This is a genomic window from Aldersonia kunmingensis (assembly GCF_001646865.1).
In the GTDB taxonomy this organism is placed as follows: domain Bacteria; phylum Actinomycetota; class Actinomycetes; order Mycobacteriales; family Mycobacteriaceae; genus Aldersonia; species Aldersonia kunmingensis.
The window spans coordinates 28,654-52,384 of the sequence record NZ_LRRB01000241.1 but is presented as its reverse complement, the minus strand read 5'-3'; the positions used below and the strand labels follow the sequence as shown (position 1 = coordinate 52,384).

At 67.7% G+C, this 23,731-nt stretch carries 2 protein-coding genes; both read left to right on the top strand.

Features of this window, described 5'->3' with window-relative positions; all coding sequences use genetic code 11:
• The first annotated feature begins 122 nt into the window (after positions 1 to 122).
• Positions 123 to 22,673, top strand: a complete 22,551-nt coding sequence (locus tag A8G08_RS19020; RefSeq protein WP_084436531.1) for a non-ribosomal peptide synthase/polyketide synthase — start codon at positions 123 to 125, stop codon at positions 22,671 to 22,673.
• Positions 22,670 to 23,731, top strand: coding sequence for an alpha/beta hydrolase (locus A8G08_RS19015; protein WP_068277656.1), 1,062 nt, complete (start codon positions 22,670 to 22,672; stop codon positions 23,729 to 23,731). Before A8G08_RS19020 ends, A8G08_RS19015 begins: the two co-directional genes overlap by 4 nt.

Below are 23,731 nucleotides of genomic sequence, written 5' to 3'. Positions count from 1 at the left end.
TTAGGAAGGTTATGCAAACCTTCCTTCGATTGCTAAAGCGGGGGAGCTAGAGCAAACCAGAGGTCGGCCTCGTTCATCCTCGACGTGCGCAAGACCGCAACCCCGACCCCTGACGAGGCAACATGACCGAACCGACCCGGACGCCGGCCGATACCGGCGACTCCGCGCCGCGTGCCAGGTCGTTGCAGCCTTTCCCGCTCACCGCCGCGCAGCGGGGCCTCTGGTTCGCGCAGCACCTCGCACCATCGACCCCGATCGTCATCGCGAACTACGTCGAGATCCATGGCGTCCTCGATATCGATGTGCTCGAACAGGTGTGCCGTGACGCAGCTCACGAATTCGGTAGCTCGATGCTGCGCCTGGTCGAGGTCGATGGCGAGCCGCACCAGGTGGTCGACCCCACACTCGATGACGTCATCAAGCGCATCGATTTCCGCGACGCTCCCGATCCGGTCGCGGCCGCGCGGGACTGGATGCTGGCCGACTACACGGCGCCGCGCGACCTGCTGACCGACCGGCTGATCAACGCCGCGGTGCTGCGCCTCGGTGACGAGCACTACTACTGGTACTCCTGCATCCATCACATCGCGCTCGACGGCTACGGCGCGATCCTGCTGCTGAGCCGCACCGCGGAGCGCTACACGGCGATGCTCTGCAACCAGGAGCCCGCGCAGGCCCGTATCGCGGATCTGACCGCGATCAACGACACGGAAAACGAGTACCGCGGCTCGACCCGGTCCGAGAAGGACCGCGCTTACTGGCTGGAGAAGGCGGCGGATCTCCCCACGCCCGTCACCCTTGCGGTGCGGGCCGGCGACATGGACAGCCGGTCCCTGGTCACCGGCGGGCTACTGCCCGCCGGCGTCACGCATGCGCTGCGTGACGCGGCGGCAACCCTCGATACCGCCGACACGGCTATCACCATCGCCGCACTCGCCGCGTTCGTCGCCCGGCTCACCGATACCGCCGATCTGGTCCTCAGCCTGCCGGTATCGGCCCGGACGAACGCCGTGCTGCGCCGATCCGGCGGCATGATGTCCAACGTTGTGCCACTACGCTTTTCGGTTACGCCGGCAACATCGTTGCGGGATCTCGTCAACGCCGCACAACTCGAGCTGACCGGAGCGCTGCGCCATCAGCGTTACCGCGCCGAGGATCTGCGCCGCGATATCGGCTGCGGGTCCGCGCGCGGGTTCTACGGGCCCGCGATCAACATCATGAACTTCCCGTCCGACGTCGCGCTTGGCGATTACGCCGGCCGGTTCAACGTGCTGTCCACCGGCCCGGTCGAGGACCTGTCGGTCAACATCTACCCGAGCGAGGACGGCGGCTCGCGGGTAGACTTCGAGGCGAATCCCAACCGGTACAACGAATCCGAGCTTCGCGCGCACTACGATCGCTTCCTCGCCGTCATCAGCGCGCTGCTCGCCGCCGACCCGGACGCGCCCGTCGATGCCGTGGAGGTGCTTGCCCCGGCGGAAAGATCGGCGCTCGTACCCGCCTCCGGTGGCGACGCGGCACCGGTGGCGACACTGGCGCAGATTCTGGCTGCCGGAGTGGCGGAGAACCCGGACGGGACCGCCCTGGTCTGCAGTTCGCGGACACTCACGTACCGAGAGCTGGACTGCTTGTCGAACCGACTCGCACGGCTGCTCCTCGAGCGCGGCGCGGGGCCGGAAGTATTTGTCGCGTTGGCATTCCCGCGTTCCGTGGAGGCAATCGTCGCGGTGTGGGCGATCGCGAAGGCGGGCGCCGCGTTCGTTCCCGTAGATCCCGGTCACCCGAACGAGCGAATCACCCATATCCTCACCGACTCCGGCGCTGCGCTCGGTCTGACAACCGGCACGACCGCCGTCGACCTGCCTGACGTGACGCGGTGGCTAGCCGTGGACACCCTCGACTTGTCGGGGTACGCGGACACCCCACTCTGCGAAACCGACCGTCCGGTGGCGTTGCGTGCGGAACACCCGGCGTACCTCATCTACACCTCCGGCTCGACCGGCGTGCCCAAGGGCGTGGTCGTCACCCATACCGGGCTGGCCACGTTCACCGCCACCGCCCGCCCAGAGTTGCGCACCACCACCGCCTCTCGGGTGCTGAGGTTCTCCTCCGCGTCCTTCGACGCCTCGGTTTTCGAGATGATCCACACCTTCTCCGCCGGCGCCACGCTGGTCATCGCCGAGCCGGATATCTATGGCGGCGCCGACCTGACAGACCTGCTACGCGAGCAGCGGGTCAGCCACATCATCACCGCGCCCGCGATCCTTGGCACCGTCGAAACCACCGACCTGCCTGCCCTCGACACGGTCGTCGTCGGTGGCGACGTGTGCCCGCCAGATCTGGTCTCTCGCTTCGGCGCCATCGCGCGCCTGCACAACAGCTACGGTCCGACCGAGACCACCATCGTCACCACCCTGACCGACTCGCTCACCGACCCCGGCGCAATCACGTTGGGCGGCCTGCTCCCGGGTGTCCGCGCACTCGTGCTCGACTCCCGGCTACGGCCCGTCGCGCCCGGCGTAATCGGTGAACTCTATTTGGCCGGAACACAACTCGCGCGCGGCTACCACTGCCGCCCGGATCTGACCGCGGCCCGGTTCATCCCGGACCCGAGTTCGCCGGGCGAGCGGCTGTACCGCACCGGAGACCTCGTACGCTGGGACATCGCCGCAGACCAACGCGGCGTGCTGCACTATGTGGGCCGCTCCGACGACCAGGTGCAACTGAACGGCATCCGCGTCGAACTGGGCGAGGTCGACGCCACCCTGACCACGCATGCCAGTGTCGACTTCGCCGTCACGCTGGTGCACCGCAACAGCCTGGTGGCCTACGTCCACACCGCGCCCGGGCAGCAACACGATCCCGCCGCCCTACTGGGCTACGTCCGCGACCGGTTGCCCGCCCACCTCGTTCCCAGCCACCTCCTCGACCTGCCCGCGGTCCCGCTGACCGCCAACGGCAAGGTCGACCGCAAGGCCCTTCCGTTGCCGGACACCAGCCGGCCGGACACCGCCTATCGTGCGCCCACGAATCCGGCCGAGCAGTTCTTGGCCGATACGGTTGCCGCGGCGCTCGGGCTCGACCTGGTCGGTGTCGACGATTCGTTCTTCGCACTCGGCGGCGACAGCATCATGGCGATCCAGTTGGTATCCGCCGCGCGGGCGGCCGGCATCGTCTTCACTCCGCGGGATGTGTTCGAAGCCAAAACCATTGCCGCCCTTGTCGCAATCGCGGAGCGCAACGGCAGCGACGTGCCGCGCCTCGACGAACTCCCCGGCGGTGGCGTTGGCGAGCTTCCGCTGCTGCCGATCATGCACGAGGTGCTCCACCGCGCGCCGTCCGATTCGGCACTGAACCGCTTCTATCAGGCGGTCGTGGTCCAGGCCCCCGACGACCTCGATCTCGACGGCCTCCGGCGCGTGGTCGGAGCCGTGGTGAACCACCACGATGCGCTGCGATCGACGCTGCGGACCAACGATCGCGGCCCGATCCTGGAGGTCGCTCCCGTACAGGCCGTCGATGTCCGCGACATTGTCTCGCGGACCGAGATTGCATCGGGCGCGGATGAGAGTGCGGCGCTCGACGCCGCGTTGTCCCGTGCGGTGGACCGGCTCGATCCGCGCGCCGGCGCAATGCTATCGGTCGTCTGGTTGGTCCCGGTCGACGGCCAGCGTGGACAGATCCTGCTCGTCGCACATCACCTCGTCGTGGATGGTGTGTCCTGGCGCATTCTCATCGCGGATCTCGCAACCGCATGGGCGCAACGGCATTCGGAGATCTCGCTCGCTGCAGTGGCGACCTCGGCTCGGCGCTGGGCGCACGCGGTCACGGACGCCACCGGCACGGTTCGGGAGGAGGCCGACACCTGGCGAGCGATGCTTGCCAACCCGCCCGAGCCGCTCGCCCTTCGCCCGCTCACCGCAACCGACACCGGCGCGACGGTCGAGCATGTGACGATCGAAGTCACCCGAGAGATCACGGACACGGTTCTCAACCGGCTTCCCGGGCTGTACCGCGCGGGTGTCGACGATGTGCTGCTCACCGCGCTGAGCCTCGCGGTCGCGGCGTGGCGCGGCCGCACCGATCTGCTCGTGACAGTCGAATCTCATGGTCGTTCGGAGGATCTCGCGCCGGGTGCCGACCTCAGTCGCACCGTCGGCTGGTTCACCTCCGCCTACCCGGTGCGAATCCCTGCCACGGACCTCGAGACAGGTGCGGCGCTGAAGTCGGTCAAGGAGGCGTTGCGCGCGATCCCCCGCGGCGGAATCGGCTACGGCATCCTCCGACATCTCTCCGATGTCGACGGACTCGCGGAGACTCCCGAGATCTCATTCAACTACCTCGGCCGGGTCACGGCGGGAGCGGGTCCGTGGATGCCGCGCACGGACATCGATCTCAATGACGGCAGCGGAGTCGACTTCACCGCCGCGCATGCCCTCGACATCAACGCGATGGTCGGCACCAACGGTAGGCTTTCTACCAAGTTCGTTTCTCCCACAGGGGTATTCGCCGACCGCGCCCTCGACGAGCTGGCCCGGCTTTGGCAGCGCGCGCTCGATTCGCTCGCCGAGCATGCTCGCACGGCCACGCCGAGTCTTACTCCGTCGGATGTGGTGTTCGGGCCGATCAACCAGGACCAGATCGACACCTGGACAACCACTTACCATGAGCTGGAAGATATTTGGCCGCTCGCTCCGCTTCAGGCCGGCCTCCTGTTCCATGCCGAACTCGCCGGTGACGCGCTCGACGTCTACACCGGGCAGATCGTGCTGCGGCTCGGCGGGCGAGTCGATTCCGACCGCATGCGCCGCGCGGCTCAACGCCTGCTCGCTCGGCATGCGGGGCTGCGCGCGGCTTTCGTCCGTGGCACCGACGGCGTCGCGGCACAGGTGGTCGCGTCCGAAGTGTCGGCGCCGTGGCAGGAAAATGACTCGGGAACAAGCGAATTCGACATCGCACTGCGCGCGCTGCGAGAGGGCGAACGAGCCCGGCCGTTCGACTTGAGCCGGCCCGAGCAGGTGCGATTCGCGCTACTTCACGGCCCCGACGAGGCCGCGCCACGCGTGGAGCCTGCGGAGCGCGCATCAGCACTAGTGATTACCAACCACCACATCGTGTTCGACGGTTGGTCGATGCCGCTGTTCATCAAGGACCTGCTGCTGCTCTACACCGCGGATACGGAGATCCCCGTCCCGGCACCGAGTTACCGCGACTACCTCACCTGGCTCGGTAAGCAGGATCGCGATGCCGCGCTGAACACCTGGGCCGACGCGCTCGCCGGCGTCGAGGGCGCCACCCAGCTCGTACCCGATCGAGCCGACACCTCACGGATCGCGCTGCCCGCGGAGCATCGCGTCGCGCTGTCCGAGTCGACTCTCGCCGCCCTTACCGAACTCACCCGCGATACCGCTGTCACCGCGAACACCGTGGTACAAGCGGCGTGGGGAATCCTGCTGTCCCGACTACTTTCGCGCCGCGAGGTCGTCTTCGGCGCAACCGTCTCAGGCCGTCCAGCCGAACTGCCGACGGCGGCAGAGACGGTCGGACTGTTCATCAACACCGTTCCGGTGCGCCTTCACTATGCGCCGAGCGACTCGGTGCGCGACCTACTGGTGCGGCTCCAGGACCAGCAGGCGTTGCTGCTCGACGCTCATCACGTCGGGCTGTCGGAGATCGTCGCGCGGGTCGGCTCAGCCGCGGTGTTCGACACCCTCACGGTGTTCGAGTCCTACCCCGTGGATCGGGCGGGTCTGGATGAGCAGACGGACTTCGGTGGCATGCGTGTGCGCGACGTCGAGGTGGCGGACGCGACGCACTACCCGCTCACCCTGATCTCGACCCTCGAACCAGAACTGCGGCTCACCCTCGAGTACGCGCCGGACTGCTTCGATGCCGACGATGTCGCGCGGCTGGCGGACCGGCTCGACGCGATCATCACCGCGATGACCGCCGATGCCGACGTGCCGGTAGCGGGCATCGACATTCTCGATGATGCGGAGCGCACGCGACTCCTGGAGCAGCACAACAACACCCGCCGCGATCTGCCGGGCGGAACCCTTGTGGATCTCCTCGACGAATCGGGTGCTGCCGATCTTCTGGCCGCCGTGTCGGCAGGGGAAACCACGCTGACGCGCGGCGACTTCGCCACGCGCGTCAACGCACTCGCCCGGTATCTGATCGCAGAGGGGATCGGCCCGGAGTCCGTCGTCGGTATCGCGGTGCCGCGCGGTCTCGACTACCTGATCGCGATCCACGCCGTGGTCCGAGCCGGCGGCGCCTACCTGCCGATCGACCCGACGCACCCGGCGGAGCGGACCGCACACGTACTCGACAGTGCAGCACCGGCTCTCGTGCTCGTCTCGTCTGCGCACGTAGAGCAGATGACCGGCTCCGTCCGCATGGTTGCGATGGAGACATTGGCGCTCGACGATTCCGCCGGCGCCCCGATCACCGACGCCGACCGGCTAGTGCCGCTGCGCCCCGAACACACTGCCTACGTCCTCTACACCTCGGGCTCGACCGGCCGGCCGAAGGGTGTCACCGTCTCGCACGCCGCGATCGTCAACCGGCTGCGCTGGATGCAGGGCGCTTACCCGCTCGACGACTCCGATGTGGTGCTGCACAAGACTCCGGCAACCTTCGATGTGTCGGTATGGGAGCTGTTCTGGCCATTGGCCGTCGGCGCGCGAGTGGTCATCGCGGAGCCGGACGGTCATCGCGACCCGCGCTATCTCGCACGGCTCATCGAGCACGAATCGATCAGCGCGGTGCATTTCGTGCCCTCGATGCTCGAGGTGTTTCTCGACGGCATCGGCGGGAACGAACTGCCGTCGCTGCAGCGGGTGTTCACCAGCGGCGAGGCCTTGGCACGCAGCACCGCAGAGCGGGCGCTCCGCACGCTCGGCGCCGAACTGCACAACCTGTATGGGCCGACGGAGGCCGCGGTTGACGTCACCTTCCATCAGGTGCGCACCGGCGACAGCGGCTCGGTTCCGATCGGTGCGCCGGTGTGGAACACGACGGTGTACGTGCTCGATTCCGCACTGCAACCCGTTCCGGCCGGCGTCCCGGGCGAGTTGTATCTCGGCGGTGTGCAACTGGCGCGCGGCTATCGCAACCGGCCCGATCTGACCGCAGACCGGTTCGTCGCGAATCGGTTCGCAACGGGGGAACGTCTCTACCGGACCGGCGACCTCGTCACCTGGTCGACCGATCCCGCGCGGTCCGGTGAACTGGAATACCTGGGCCGCACCGACTTCCAGGTGAAGCTGCGCGGCCAGCGTATTGAGCTCGGTGAGATCGAGAACGCGCTCGGCAGGCAGACCGCCGTCGGTTCCGTTGCGGTGCTGTTGAGTTCGCAGGATCGTCTTGTCGCGTATCTCACGGCAGCCGCCGGTGTGACGCTCGATGTCGAGGTCATCACCGCCGCGGTGGCACGTGAACTGCCCGCCTACATGGTGCCCTCGGACTTCGTGGTACTCGACGCCATGCCGCTCGGACTGAACGGCAAGTTGGACCGCCGAGCCCTGCCGGAACCGCAGGCTCGCGCGGTTGAGCTCGTCGAACCCGCGACCGACGCCGAGCGCGCCGTCGCCGCGATATTCGCCGAATTGCTCGGTATCGATCGGGTCGGCGCGACCGACAACTACTTCGACCTCGGCGGCAACTCGTTGACCGCGACCAGGGCCGTCGCGCGCGTCAACAGCGCATTCGGCACCGACCTCGGGGTGCGTGCACTATTCGATGCGCCGACCGTTCGCGCGCTTGCCGAACTAGCGCAGGCACACGAGGGTTCGGCTGCTTCCCAGCCGCTCCTCACCCGGGCCGAGCGCCCGGCGATCCTGCCGCTGTCGCCGGCACAGCAGCGGATGTGGCTGCTCAATCGATTCGACCCCGAGTCGGGTGGGTACAACATCGCCGCCGCGCTGCGACTCTCAGGCAACCTCGACGTAGCGGTGCTCGGCGCGTCAATCACCGACGTGATCGACCGGCATGAGGTGCTGCGGACCAGCTACCCGGAGACAGCCACGGGGCCTGAGCAGCGCGTGCACCCCGCGGCCCCGATCGGCCTCACCGCGACGGACGTCGCGGGTGACGAACTCGAATCCCGCATCGCCACGGCGGTCGCCCGCGGTTTCGACGTTACCGCCGAGGTGCCGCTGCGAGTAGAACTGCTGCGGGTCGCGCCGCACGAGCATGTGCTGCTATTCGTCGTACACCACATCTCCGCGGATGGGTTCTCGCTGCAGCCGTTGACCCGGGACATGCTGTCCGCCTACCTCGCCCGCACCGGCGGTAGTGCACCGGCCTTCGAACCGCTACCGGTGCAGTACGCCGATTACGCGCTGTGGAAGCTCACCCAACTCGGCGCGGACAACAGTGGCGAGTCGCAGCTGAGCCGCCAGCTTGCCCACTGGCGGGAAACCCTCGACGGGATCGCGGCCACGCTGGACCTGCCGACCGACCGGCCACGTCCGCCGGTGGGCTCGATGCACGGCGAGACGGTTGACATCGACATAGACCTGCAGACCTACGCCGAGGTCCGCAACCTGGCCCGCGATGCGGACTCGACACCGTTCATGGTGCTGCATACCGCCCTCGCGATTCTGCTGTCCCGAATCGCCGGCACCGAGGACGTCGCTATCGGCACCGCAGTTGCCGGGCGCGGCGAGCAGGGCCTCGACGATCTCGTCGGCATGTTCGTCAACACACTGGTGCTGCGCACCCCACTCGATGCGGATGCATCCTTCGGGCAACAGCTTTCCCGTGTTCGCGACGTCGACCTATCCGCCTTTGCGAATCCCGATGTGCCGTTCGAGCGGCTGGTGGAGGAGCTGGCGCCGGTGCGATCCACCGCGCACCACCCGCTGTTCCAGGTGTCGCTCGCGCTCGAAAACTATCTGCCGGCACCGCTCGAGCTGCCCGGCCTGCGCGTCGAGCAGATCCCACTCGACGAGAAGATCGCCAAGTTCGATCTCGCCCTGACGGTCACCGAGCCGACCGATGACCAGCCGGGCCGGCTGCGCTGGACCTTCGCGACCGACCTGTTCGACCGCAGCACCGTGGCATCGCTCGCGGAACGATTCACCCGGATCCTGCGCACCTCGATCGATGAACCCGGCATGTCGCTGAGCAACTTCGACATTCTCTCTCCGGCCGAGCGGGTGGCGCTGGTTCCGGCATCAGGTGGTGCGGACGCCGAACCGGCGCTGCTCGCCGAGATCCTCGCGGCGGGTGTGGCGGCGAATCCGGATGGTGTGGCTTTGGTGGCTTCGGGCCGCACGCTCACCTACCGCGAGCTGGATACCCGGTCGAACCGGTTGGCCCGGGCGCTCATCGCGCGTGGCGCGGGTCCGGAAGTGTTTGTCGCGGTGGCATTCCCGCGCTCGATCGAGGCGATCGTCGCGGTGTGGGCGATCGCGAAGTCCGGTGCCGCGTTCGTGCCGGTAGACCCGAACCATCCGGCCGAGCGCATCGCGCACATGCTCACCGACTCGGGTGCGGAACTCGGGCTCACCATCACCGGCGCGGTCCAGGCTGCGGACACAGCCTGGTTGTGCCTCGATTCGCTCGACCTGACTGGTTACTCGTCCGCTCCGGTCACCGACGCGGATCGCCGCCTCCCGCTGCGCGCACACCATCCCGCATACGTCATCTACACGTCCGGATCGACCGGACTGCCCAAGGGCGTCGTCGTCACCCACACCGGGCTGGGCACATTCACCGCCGACGCGCGTCCCGAACTCGGCACCACCAGCGCATCGCGGATGCTGCGCTTCTCCTCGGCATCGTTCGACGCCTCGGTGTTCGAAATGATCCAGGCCTTCTCCGCGGGCGCGACTCTCGTGATCACACCGCCCGACATCTACGGCGGGGCCGAGCTGACCGACCTGCTGCGTGAGCAGCGGGTCACCCATATCATCAGCGCCCCAGCCGTACTCGGCACCGTGGACGCGAATCTGCCCGACCTGACGTCGGTGGTCGTCGGTGGCGACATCTGTCCGCCCGATCTGGTGTCCCGCTTCGGTGCCCGCACTCGATTCCGAAACAGTTACGGGCCCACCGAGACCACCATCATCACCACGCTCACCGCCCCACTGACCGACCCGAACGCGATGAGCCTCGGTGGGCTGCTGCCCGGCGTGCGTGCAGTCGTCCTGGATGCCCGCCTGCAACCGGTCGCGCCCGGCGTCGTCGGCGAGCTGTACCTCGCCGGTGCCCAACTCGCGCGTGGTTACCATCGCAAGCCCGGCCTCACGGCGAGCCGGTTCGTGCCCGACCCCACCACAGCGGGGCAACGGCTCTACCGGACCGGCGACCTGGTGCGGTGGCGGCTCGGCGCAGCGGATCTCGCGCTCGACTATGTGGGCCGTTCCGACGATCAGGTGCAGCTCAACGGTGTTCGTGTGGAGCCGGGCGAGGTGGACGCGACACTCACCGGGCACCCGAGTGTGGATTTCGCGGTCACGATCGTGCACCACGACGCCCTGGTCGGATATGTGCACGCCGCCGCCGGACACACCATCGACACCACCGGACTGCTCGACCATGTGCGCGGCCTCTTGCCCGCACATCTGGTACCGAAGGCGCTCATCGCGCTCGACGAGGTGCCGCTGACGCCCAACGGGAAGGTCGACCGCACCGCACTGCCCGAACCGGTTTGGACCACAAACGCATACATCGCTCCCGCCACGAATCTCGAAGAGCTGGTCGCAGACCTGTTCGCCGAAGCCACCGGCGCCGAACGGGTCGGGCGCAACGACGACTTCTTCGCCCTCGGCGGCAACAGCCTGATCGCCACCCAGGTCGCCGCACGACTCGGCGCGGCATTGGATGCGACCGTTCCGGTGCGAACGCTGTTCGAGGCGCCGACGGTACAACGACTCGCGCTGGCGGTGCAGTCGCACGCCGGAGCCGGCCGTGTCGCGTTGGCGGCAGGGCCGCGTCCAGAGCGGATTCCGTTGTCGTTTGCCCAGACCCGAATGTGGTTCCTCAACCGCTTCAACCCGGAGTCCGCGGCGGACAACATACCGGTGGCGGTGCGGTTGTCAGGTGAATTGGACGTGTCCGCCCTGCGTGCTGCGGTGAGTGACGTGTTCGATCGGCACGAGTCGCTGCGCACGGTGTATCCCGAGGATGCAGACGGCCCGTTCCAGCAGGTTCTCCCACTGGGTGCGGTCCCGGTGGATCTTGTTCCGGTCGACGTTTCCGAAGCTCAGGTGTTGGACGCAGTCCTGCAGACGGTCCTGGTCGGGTTCGATGTCACAGCCGCGGTCCCGGTGCGCGTTCGACTGCTGCGGGTGAGCGATGCCCCTTTGGGTTCGGAGCATGTGCTGGTCTTCGTGGTTCACCACATCGCCGGTGACGGCGTGTCGATGGGCCCGTTGGCGCGCGATGTGATGATCGCGTACGAGGCGCGCACCCGCGGTGAGGCGCCGGCCTGGTCGCCGTTGCCGGTGCAGTACGCGGATTACGCAACGTGGCAGCGCGAGGTCCTCGGCTCGGAGGACAACCGGAGTTCGCTGATTTCACAGCAGATCGATTACTGGACAACCGAATTGGCCGGTATTCCGGATCAGCTGGATCTGCCTGCGGATCGGCCGCGCCCGGCAGTGCAGTCGTTCGCCGGCGCAAAGCTCACCTATTCGCTCCCCGAAGAGCTGCACGCTGCTCTGCTCGAGCTTGCCCGGGCGAACGATACGACGGTGTTCATGGTCGTGCATGCGGCATTGGCGGTGTTGTTGGCGCGGTTGTCGGGAGCCGACGATGTTGCGATCGGTTCGCCTATCGCGGGTCGCGGCGAGCGTGAGCTCGACGACCTGGTCGGGATGTTCGTCAACACACTGGTGCTGCGAACCGGTGTGAACGCGGGTGAGTCGTTCGTCGATCTGCTGGCGCGCGTCCGTGAGACGGATCTCGGCGCGTACGGCAATGCGGATGTGCCGTTCGAGCGATTGGTGGAAGTGCTCAACCCGGGCCGGTCGACGGCGCGAAATCCGTTGTTCCAGATCGGCTTGTTCTTCCAGAACTACACCACCGCGCACTTGGAACTGCCCGGGTTGCGGGTCACCCCGGTGGAGTTCGATTCGGCGATGGCGAAGACGGACCTGCAGTTCGGGATACTCGCGACACCCGGTCCCGGTGGGTCGCCAGGTTCCTTGGCGGTCGAGTTGAGCTATGCCACAGATCTTTTCGATGCAGCTACGGTGCAGCATTTCGCTGACCGGTACACGCGGGTGTTGGAAGCGGTGGTCGCGGATGCGTCAGCCGTGGTTGGGGATATCGATCTGCTCGACGCTCGCGAGCGGGAGCTGGTGCTCATCGAGCGCAATGCGACCGGTGTGGGCGCGTTCGACGGGCTACTGCTCGACCGGTTCGAGCGGGTGTCCGCTGCCTTGCCCGACACGGTCGCGGTGGTGTTCGAGGGTGGATCGCTGACCTACGGTGAGTTCGCTGCGCGGGTGAATCAGCTTGCCCGGCATTTGATCTCGATCGGTGTCGGCCCGGAGTCGCGGGTTGTGCTTGCGATGCGGCGCAGCACGGACCTAGTCGTAGCGATGTACGCAGTGCTCGCTGCCGGTGGTGCGTACGTGCCGGTGGACCCGGATCATCCGGCCGAGCGGATCGGGTGGGTGCTCGGCTCGTCGGATCCGGTGGTGGTGCTCTCGACCACGCGCGACGGTTTCGATGCGGGGGAGACGCCCGTCCTATTGATTGATGTTCTCGACCTCTCCGGACGCTCCGACGCGGTGGTCTCCGACGCCGAGCGCGTCGCTCCGGTGCACGCGGACAACGCCGCCTACGTCATCTACACGTCGGGTTCGACGGGTCGCCCCAAGGGTGTTGCGGTGACTCACCGCGCGATCGTCAACCAGGTTGCGTGGATGCTCGACGAGTACGACATCGGACCCGCTGATGTCTATCTGCAGAAGACCGCGACCACGTTCGATGTGTCGTTGTGGGGGTATTTCCTGCCGCTGGCGGTCGGGGCGCGACTGATCGTGGCAAACCCGGATGGGCATCGCGATCCGGGATATCAGTGCCGCGTCATCACCGAGCACGCGGTGACATTGACCGACTACGTGCCCTCGATGCTGTCGGTGTTCGCACGCCAGACAACCCCGGACCAGTTGGTCTCGCTGCGGGATGTGTTCGTGATCGGCGAGGCGTTGCCGGTCGAGACGGTGCGCGCGTTCGCGGCGGTCTCGAGCGCGAGGCTGCACAACCTCTACGGCCCGACCGAGGCCGCGGTGTCAATCACCGCGGTCGAGGCGACCACGGACGCGACCAGCGTGTCGATCGGTGTGCCGGAAGCCAATTCGCAGGTGTACGTGCTGGATTCGCGGCTGCGCCCTGTCCCGGACGGAGTGGCCGGCGAGCTCTACCTCGGAGGCGTGCAGCTCGCGCGCGGCTATCACGGGCGCCCAGACCTGTCCGCGGACCGGTTCGTGGCCAACCCCTTCGCCGCGAGCGGTGGCCGGATGTACCGCACCGGCGACCTGGTGCGCTGGACCCGGGACAACCAGCTCGAGTACCTGGGGCGCATCGATTTCCAGGTGAAGTTCCGCGGCCAGCGGATCGAGCTCGGCGAAATCGAGACCGCGCTCCTTGCGCAGGCCGGGGTGGAGCAAGCGGTCGCGATCGTGCGCACCGACGAGCACGGCGACCGGCTCGTCGCCTACGTCGTCGGCGATACCGACGCCGTCCAGGTGCGGTCCGGAACCGCGGACGTGCTGCCGCGCTACATGATCCCCGAAACGGTGATCGTCCTTGATGCGTTCCCGCTCAACGTGTCCGGCAAGCTCGACCGCAGGGCGCTCCCGGCCCCGGTGTTCGAAGCAGCGGTGTTCCGCGCCCCGACCACCCCCCTACAGCAGGGGATCGCCGACATCTTCGCCGACGTCACCGGCACGGGGCGAGTGGGCCTCGACGACGACTTCTTCGCCCTCGGGGGCAACTCACTCTCGGCGACGCGGGTAATGGGTGCGATTCGCCGCGACCACGGTGTGACGATCGGGGTGCGTGCCCTGTTCGAGGCACCCACCGTCGAGGCGCTCGCACTGGCGGTGGCCTCCGCCGAACACGCCACAGGCCCAGTCCTCGAGGCGCGGAAGCGGCCCGCCCGGATCCCGCTTTCGCCTGCGCAGTCGCGGATGTGGTTCCTCAACCGCTTCGATCCCGACGCGGCGACCTACAACATCCCCGTCGTCGTGCGCCTGTCCGGTGATCTGGATATCGCCGCGCTGCGGACCGCCATCGGCGACGTGATCGCGCGCCACGAATCGCTGCGCACCGTCTACCCCGATGACGGCACCGGCCCCACCCAGGTCGTCCTGACACCCGACCAGACCGGTGTCGACCTCCCCGTCCTCGACGTCACGCCAGACGAGGTTCTCGCCCGGTTGACCGAACTATTGGGGGCCGGGTTCGACGTCACGACCACTGTCCCCATTCGGGCTGCCCTCCTACACGTGGACTCCGAGTGGCTACTCGCGGTCGTCGTGCACCACATCAGTGCCGACCGCGTGTCCACCGGACCCCTTGCCCGCGACGTGTTCACCGCCTATACGGCTCGCCGTGTCGGACAGCCCCCACAGTGGGCACCGCTCCCGGTGCAGTACGCCGACTACGGGCTGTGGCAACACGACGTCCTCGGCGATCCTGCCGACTCCACCTCGGTCACCGCTCGCCAGATCGAGTACTGGCGCAATCGCCTCACCGGGGCGCCCGAGGTCATCGAACTTCCCACCGATCGTGCCCGCCCGGCGGTCGCCTCCTACCGCGGCAACGTCGTCACGACCCCGATCAACCCCGAGATCATGGACCGCGTCCGCACGCTGGCCGCCCAGCACGGCGTATCGGTGTTCATGCTGACCCACGCCGTTTTCGCGGTCCTGCTCTCGCGTCTCGGCGCCGGCGACGATATCGTCATCGGCACCCCGATCGCCGGTCGCGGCAATCCTGACCTCGACGACCTCGTCGGCATGTTCGTCAACACCATCGTCCTGCGCACCCGCATCAACGCCGGCGACTCGTTTACCCAGACGCTCGCCGCCGTGCGCGACACCGACCTCGACGCCCTCGCTCACTCGGAAACCCCGTTCGAGCGACTCGTCGAAGCCCTCGACCCCGCCCGTTCCCAAGCCCACAGCCCGCTTTTCCAAGTCGTCTTCGCCTACGACCACGCCCATCCCGAAGCCCTGCAGTTGCCCGATCTCACCGTCCGCGCAGAGTCATTCGAGCCGGAGACGGCGCAGTTCGACCTTGCCCTCACGCTCACCGAAACAGACGCGACCGCCGTCAGCGCGACACTGCGCTACACAAGCGATCTGTACGACAGGTCAACAGCCGAACGACTCGTCGATCGCTACCTCCGCCTCCTCGATTCACTCACTGCCGCACCGGATATCACGGTCGGAACGGTCGAACTGCTCGATGGGGAAGAGCGTGCGCTGCTGGTGCCGGCCCGTGGCCCGGACGCTGCGCCGTCGGCCACCTGGCCCGAGCTGATCGAGGCTGCTGTCACCGCGGCCCCGGACCGCACCGCAGTGGTGTGGGACGACACCGAATTCAGCTACCGCGAACTTGACAGCCGCACCAACCGGCTCGCTCGGGTACTGATCAGCCACGGCGTCGGACCGGAAACCCGTGTCGCCATTGCGATTTCACGCAGCCTTGAATCCGTGCTGGCGCTGTGGGCGGTCACCAAGACCGGTGCAGCGTTCGTGCCGATCGATCCGGACTACCCGGCCGAGCGCATCACGCACATGCTCACCGACTCCAGCCCAGTACTGGGTCTGACCACCGCTACAGCTCGTACCGCACTACCCGACACCGACACCCGCTGGCTCGACCTCGAGGCGCTCGACACGAGGGGGTACTCCGACAGCGCGGTCACCGACACCGACCGCATCGGCGTGCTTCGGCCCGCCCAGCCGGCGTTCCTCATCTACACCTCCGGTTCGACTGGTCGACCCAAGGGCGTCGCGGTCACCCATACCGGCCTGGCCAACCTCGCTGCCGAACGACGCACGCGCTACCTCATCACCGGCGACACCCGGTTCCTGCACAACACCTCACCGAGCTTCGATATGGCCGTCGGTGAACAGATCTCGGCACTGTCGGGCGCCGGCACGCTTGTCATCGCACCGAGCGGACTCGCCGGCGCCGACCTGACCGGATTCCTGCGCCGCCACCGGGTCAGCCACGCGTTGATCACCCCCGCCATCCTCGCCACCCTCGACCCGACCGACCTGCCGGACCTGCGCCTGCTCGGCGTCGGCGGCGAAGCCGTGTCCACGGACCTGGTCGACCGCTGGGCACCCGGACGCGATATGCGCAACGGCTACGGACCCACCGAGGCCACCGACATCTCCACCGTCGCCGACCTCGTCGCCGGACAACCCGTCACGATCGGCACCCCCGTCCACGGATTCAGCGTCCTCGTACTCGACCAGCGCCTACGCCCTGTCCCGATCGGCGTCACCGGCGAGCTCTACGTCGCCGGACCGGCCCTGGCCCGCGGCTACCACGCTCAGCCCGGCCTGTCCGCGTCACGTTTCGTTGCCAACCCCTACGGCGGAGCGGGTGAACTCCTGTACCGCACCGGCGACGTCGTCGCCTGGCGTCCCGGTGCATCCGGCGCACTCGAACTCAACTACCTCGGTCGCAGCGATCACCAGCTCAAGATCCGCGGCAACCGCATCGAGCCCGGCGAAATCGAAGCGGCAGCACGCCAACTCGATGCCGTGACCGATGCGGTCGTCCTCGCGCACGACACCGAACACGGCAAGCGCCTCGCCGCCTACCTGGTTCCGAACGCCGGACACAGCATCGATCTCGAGGCCGTGCGCGCGCACCTCACCGCGAACCTGTCGAGCGCGATGGTGCCGGATGCCTACGTGGTTCTCGATCGGCTGCCGATCGCGCCGACCGGCAAGCTGGACCGCAAGGCGCTGCCCGCGCCCGAGTTCGCCTCGGCCGCAGCGACATACCGCGCGCCGCAGACCGACGCCGAGCGCACCCTGGCCGGCCTGTTCGCCGAACTACTCGGAACCGATCGAGTCGGCACTGACGATTCCTTCTTCGCACTCGGCGGGGACAGCATCGGCGCAATCCAGCTGGTGTCTCGTGCCAAGGCCCACGGCCTGTTGTTCTCCCCGCGCGAAGTCTTCGAGCACCGCACCGTCGCCGCGCTGACGAAGCTCGCCCAACGCGCCGAGGGCCCCGTCACGCTGGCCGAGCTACCCGGCGGCGGCACCGGCAGGTTCCCGCTGACCCCCGTGATGCACCTCGTCACCGACCGCCCGGGCGGGTTCGATCGGTACGCGCAGTCGGTGGCCTTGCGCTTGCCGAGCGGGATCGATCGGGCCGGGCTCGTTGCGACGCTCGCCGCAGTGATCGATCGGCACGACATGCTGCGGGCACTATTCGATGCGAACAATCGCGAGATCGAGGTTCGCGAACCCGGCGGCCTCGACGTCGACTCGCTCGTACACCACGTCGCGGTGCCGCCGGTTACCGGCGACAACCACCTGCGTGTGCTGGCCGAACGCGAACTCGACGCGGCACTCGGCCGTCTCGACCCGGCCGCGGGCATCATGGTCCAGTTCGTCTGGCTCGATGGCGGCACGTATCACCGGCTGCTCGTGGCCGCCCACCACCTCGTGGTCGACGGCGTGTCGTGGCGAATCCTGTTGCCCGACTTCATCACCGCGTGGTCCCAGATTTCCGCCGGGCAGCCCGCACAACTGCAGGAGGTGGGCACGTCGGTACGCCGGTGGGCGCACGCGCTCACCGATGCGGCCCATGACGAGGTCCGCGGAGCCGAGCTCACGCACTGGTACGAGACGCTCGACGGCCCCGATCCGCTCCTCGGCGAACGGCCTCTCGATCCGACCGTCGATACCGCGTCGACCGTCGACCACGTTCAGCTGCAACTGGATTCGGACTCCACCCAGATTCTGCTGACCCGCCTGCCCGAGGTGTTCCGCACCGGAACAGCGGACGGTCTCCTGACCGCGCTCGCCGTCGCGGTCCGGCAGTGGCGAAGCGCGCGTGGTGTCGAGGAAGCTTCGGTGCTGCTCCAACTCGAGGGCCACGGCCGCGAGGAGACGCTCGCGCCGGGCGCCGATCTGTCGCGCACGGTCGGCTGGTTCACCAGCGTGTACCCGGTCCGACTCGACCTCTCGCGCTTCGACACCGCGAGCGAGGCGACGACTCTCGGCGCCGCGCTGAAGTCTGTGAAGGAACAGCTTCGCGCGGTTCCCGAGCGCGGCACCGGCTTCGGTCTGTTGCGCTTCCTGAATCCGGACACCGCCGGCGAGCTCGCCGGATTCAGCGGACCACAGATCAGTTTCAACTACCACGGCCGGGTCGACGCATTCACGGTTTCGGACGACATCGCCCAGCGCGGCTGGCTGCCGGACGCGGATCTGGCCGACCTGTCGGTCACGCCCGACGCCGATGCAGCCGCTGCCGCCGTGATCGACATCAACTCAGCGGTCGCCGACGTCGATGGCGCCCCACGCTTCTCGGCGACCCTGTCCTACCCGCGCGGCCTCCTCACCACCGCGGACGTCACCGAGCTCGCGAACCGGTGGCGCGATCTGCTGGTCACGCTTGCCGAGCACAGCACCCAACCCGACGCGGGCGGACCGACACCGTCCGATGTGCCGCTGGTGCGCGTCGGCCAATCGGAGCTCGATGGTTGGGCGCTGCGCTATCCGGCTCTGTCCGACGTCTGGTCGCTGTCCCCACTGCAGCAGGGCCTGGCCTTCCACGCCCAGTTCGCCGGCGACTACGCGGACGTCTACACCACCCAGACCGTGCTCGATCTCGAGGGCACCGTCGATCCCGACCGGTTGCGTTCCACCGTTGCGGCATTGGTGGCACGCCACTCGGCGCTGCGGACCGCATTCGTCGACAACGCGTCCGGGGAAACGGTGGCACTCGTCCTCGAATCGGTGCCGACGCCATGGCAGCACTCCGATCTCACCGAACGCAACGACCCGGCGGGCGAGTACGAGCGGCTCCGGCGGAACGATCAGCGGCAGCGTTTCGACCTCGACACCGCGCCCCTGGTCCGCTTCCGCTTGGTGACGGTCGGCCCGCAGCAACACAAGCTGGTCGTCACGCTGCACCACATCATCGTCGACGGCTGGTCCATGCCGCTGCTGCTGCAGGACCTGCTGGTGCTGTACGCAACCCGTGGCGACGCGAGCGCACTTCCCGCCGCACCGTCGTATCGCGGCTTCCTCGAATGGCTTTCGCAACGCGACCGTGCAGCCGCCAGCGCGGCATGGCACGACGCGCTCGCGGGAATCGAATCTCCGACGGTGCTCGCGCAGGACGCGGAGCCCACCACGACTACGAAGAGCAGGGTTGATGCCTCCACGTCGTCAGAACTGACCGAGCGGCTCGCCGCCCTCGGCGCACGGCTCGGGGTCACGACGAACACCATGGTGCAGGCGGCCTGGGGCCTGCTGCTCGCACGCGTCACCGGTGGTGACGACGTCGTGTTCGGCGCGACGGTGTCCGGCCGTCCCGCTGACCTCGATGCGGTCGAGGCGATGGTCGGTCTGTTCATCAATACCGTCCCGGTGCGGGTGCGGGTCGATCACGCCGAAACGATGGCCTCCTTGCTGACCCGGCTCCAGCGCGAACAGTCGGCGCTCCTCGACCATCACCATCTCGGACTGACCGAAATCCACTCCGCTGCAGGCGTACCCGTGGAGTTCGACACTCTCGTCGTCTTCGAGTCCTACCCCGTCGACGCGACTGCGCTCGAACAGGCCAGCGCCATCGACGGCATGCAGATCACCGGCCTCTCCGGTACCGAAGCGACGCATTACCCACTGTCGCTCACCGTATCCGCCGATAGCGCAGTGCATTTCACGCTCAAATACGACGCGTCCGCGTTCGACGGCGGATTCGTGTCGGGGCTGGCCGATCGGCTGCTGCGCATTCTCGAACAGTTCGCGACCGGGCCCGACGGCACGGTGCGCACGATCGAGCTGCTGAGCGACGACGAGTACGTCCGGCTCGTACCAGTGCGTGGACGCGTCGGTGTCCCGACCGCGACCTGGCCAGATCTGATTGCGCGTGCCGTCGAAGCCGCGCCGGATCGGGCCGCAGTAGTGTGGCAAGGCCGCGAGATCTCCTACCGCGAGTTCGATGCCCGCTCGAATCGCCTTGCCCGGCTGCTGATCTCGCACGGCGTCGGCCCCGAAGTCCGGGTCGCGGTCGCGGTCCCCCGAAGCGCCGAGTCCGTGCTCGCGGTGTGGGCAGTGACCAAGGCCGGAGCCGCGTTCATCCCGATCGACCCAAACTATCCGGCCGATCGCATCGCGCACATGCTCGACGACTCCGGTGCCACGCTCGGCCTCACCACCAGCGCTGCTCGCGCCGACCTGCCAGGGGGCAACCTCACCTGGCTCGATGTGGCCACCCTCGATACCTCGGCACATTCGAGCGCCCCGGTCACCGATATCGACCGGACGATGCCGCTGCGACTCGAGCACGCGGCGTACGCGATCTACACGTCCGGCTCCACCGGTCGGCCCAAGGGTGTGGTGATCACTCACACCGGCCTCGCGAACCTCGCGGCCGAGCGACGGATCAGGTACCTCATCGAGGGTTCTTCGCGCTTCCTGCACAACACCTCACCAAGCTTCGACATGGCGATCGGCGAACAGATCTCCGCGCTGTCGAGCGCGGCCACGCTGGTCATCTCGCCACCAGGACTGGCCGGTGCCGAGCTCACCGATTTCATCACCGTTCACCGCGTCAGTCATGCGCTCATCACGCCCGCCGTGCTGGCGACCGTCGAACCCACGGCTCTGCCCGACCTGGCGGTGCTTGGCGTCGGCGGTGAGGCGGTATCACCGGCACTCGTGCAGCGCTGGGCACCAGGCCGACAGATGCGCAACGGTTACGGCCCCACCGAGGCCACCGATATCTCGAGCACCGCCGATCTGGTTGCCGGACAACCAATCACGATCGGATCGCCGATGCACGGTTTCGGCGCCTACGTCCTCGACACACAGCTACGCCCGGTCCCGGTTGGCGTCACCGGCGAGCTGTACGTCGCCGGGCCCGCGCTGGCGCGCGGCTACCACAACCAGCCCGGCCTGACCGCGGGCCGGTTCGTTGCCAACCCGTTCGGGGCGAGCGCAGCGACCGGCAAGGGTGCCGGCGCACCTGGCGAACGCCTGTACCGCACCGGCGACCTCGTGCGGTGGCAGCCCGCTGACACCGGCCTGGTTATCGAGTATCTCGGCCGCAGCGACCACCAGCTGAAGGTCCGCGGCAACCGGATCGAGCCCGGCGAGATCAACAACGCCTTCACGACCCATCCCGACGTCGATCGCGCACATACCCGCGCCATGGCCACGCCTCGGGGTGACCTCGCGCTCATCACTTACGTCGTTCCGCGGGCAGGCGCGGCCATCGTTGCGGACGCGGTCCGCGCCCATGCCGCGGAGTTCCTCCCGAGACACATGGTGCCGACCGCAGTTATGGCAGTCGACAAGTTCCCGCTGACGCCGAGCGGGAAGCTCGACGAACGGGCGCTCCCCACACCGGATTTCAGCGGCCACACAACGTTCCGCGCACCGAGCACCGACACCGAGCAACTCGTTGCCGAGCTATTCGCCGAGGTCATCGGAGCGGAAATGGTGGGAGCGGACGACAATTTCTTCGACCGTGGCGGCAACTCACTGTCCGCGACCCGGCTGCTGAGCCGACTCCGCTCGGAAACCGGCACGACGCTGTCACTGCAAGCATTGATGGTCGATCCGACACCGGCCTCGATCGCTGCGCGAATGGTGTCGGCCGACACCACCGCCGAGGACGATGCGCTCGACATCCTGCTCCCGATCCGCTCGCGCGGCTCGAATCCACCTCTTTTCACGATCCACCCGATCATCGGATTGTCCTGGTGCTACGGCGGTTTGGCGCAGTACGTCGATTCGGATCGCCCGCTGTACGGGCTGCAGACCCCCGGCATCGTCGACGACCACACCCCGGCGGCATCGCTCGACGAGCTTGCCGCGCGCTACCTCGAGCAGATCCGCCGGATTCAGCCGGAGGGTCCGTATCACCTCCTCGGCTGGTCGCTCGGCGGAGTGCTCGCGCATGCGATCGCGGTGCAGCTCGAGGCCGACGGCGAAACTGTCGACTCTCTCGTGCTGCTCGATAGCTTCGCCCGCCCACTCGAACCGGCCGCGGAGGCCGAGGAACTACGCGCTGCCGACCTGCTCGCGGGCCTGGGCATCGACGGCGGTTCGCATCTCGGCGAGCAGACCATCGATCCGGGCAACGTCGAGCTCGTCCTCGCCGAGGTGGAAAGCCTGTTCCCCGCGGTCCGCCCGGAGCACGTGCGCCGATTGCTCGCTGCGGCAACACATAACTCGGCACTCCTGCACGCGCATACTCCCGGTGAATTCGGCGGTGACGCGCTGTACTTCACCGCGGACCGTGATGCTCCCGGCTCGACCAGGGGCGTGGATTCCTGGGCACCGTTCGTCCGCGGCGAGGTCCGCGAACTCCGGGTCGACACCTCGCACTGGGAGATCTGCTCCCCGCGCGCACTAGCCGAAATCGGACCGGTCGTTGGTGCCTACCTCGACCGGAACGAACCAGCGGTACAAGGATTGGAGCTACCCCGATGAAACGTCCGGGCGCCGCACTACTGAGCATCGCCGCAGCCGTGGCGACTGGGCTGGTCGCAGCCGCGACGTTCGCGCTGGCCACCGCGCCGGGCGCAGCCGCGGCGCCGGTAGCGGGATCCACCTCACCGGCGTCCGAGAGTGCGGCAGTCGAACCGCATCTGGACCACATCGAACGGCTGTCGGACAAACGCTGGAACGTCCACGTCTACTCGGCGGCGATGGAGCGGGTGATCCAATTGCAGGTGTTGCGGCCTGCGGACGACAGTGCGCCTCGCCCTACGCTCTATCTGCTCAATGGCGCCGGAGCCGGTGTCGACGGCGCCAACTGGATCAAGCAGACCGACATCGTCGACTTCTTCGCCGACAAGTCCGTCAACGTCGTCTTCCCAATCGGCGGCTACGCCGCGTACTACACGGACTGGCGCAGTTCCGACCCCAAGCTGGGCCGGAACATGTGGCAGACGTTTCTCACCCAGGAACTGCCGCCGGTCCTCGACGCCGCGCTCGACGCGAACGGCGTCAACGCGATCGGTGGCCTGTCCATGTCGGCGACATCGGTGCTCGACCTCGCGATACAGGCCCCCGGGCTCTACCGAGGCGTCGCGTCCTACAGCGGTTGCGCGATGACCAGCGACCCAGTGGGGCAAAGCGTGATTCGTGCCGTCGTTGAGGCCGGCGGCAAGGGCAACACTCGAAACATGTGGGGCGCGCCGAACGATCCGGAGTGGGCCGCGCACGATCCGTATCTCAACGCCGCAAAGTTGCGTGGTTTGGAGCTGTACATCTCAACGGCGAGCGGTCTGCCCGGACCGTACGAGCAGCCGACTGTGGCCCGCGCACCGGGCGCACCACCGTTGCTCGACCAGATCGCGGTGGGCGGGGCGATCGAGGCGGTCACGAACTACTGCACGCACCAACTCGCAGATCGACTGAGGTCGCTCGACATTCCGGCGACCTTCGACTTCCGGCCCTCCGGCACCCATTCCTGGCTGTACTGGCAGGACGCGCTGCACGAGTCGTGGCCCGTGCTCGCGAAGGCGCTCGGGGTATCGGCGTAA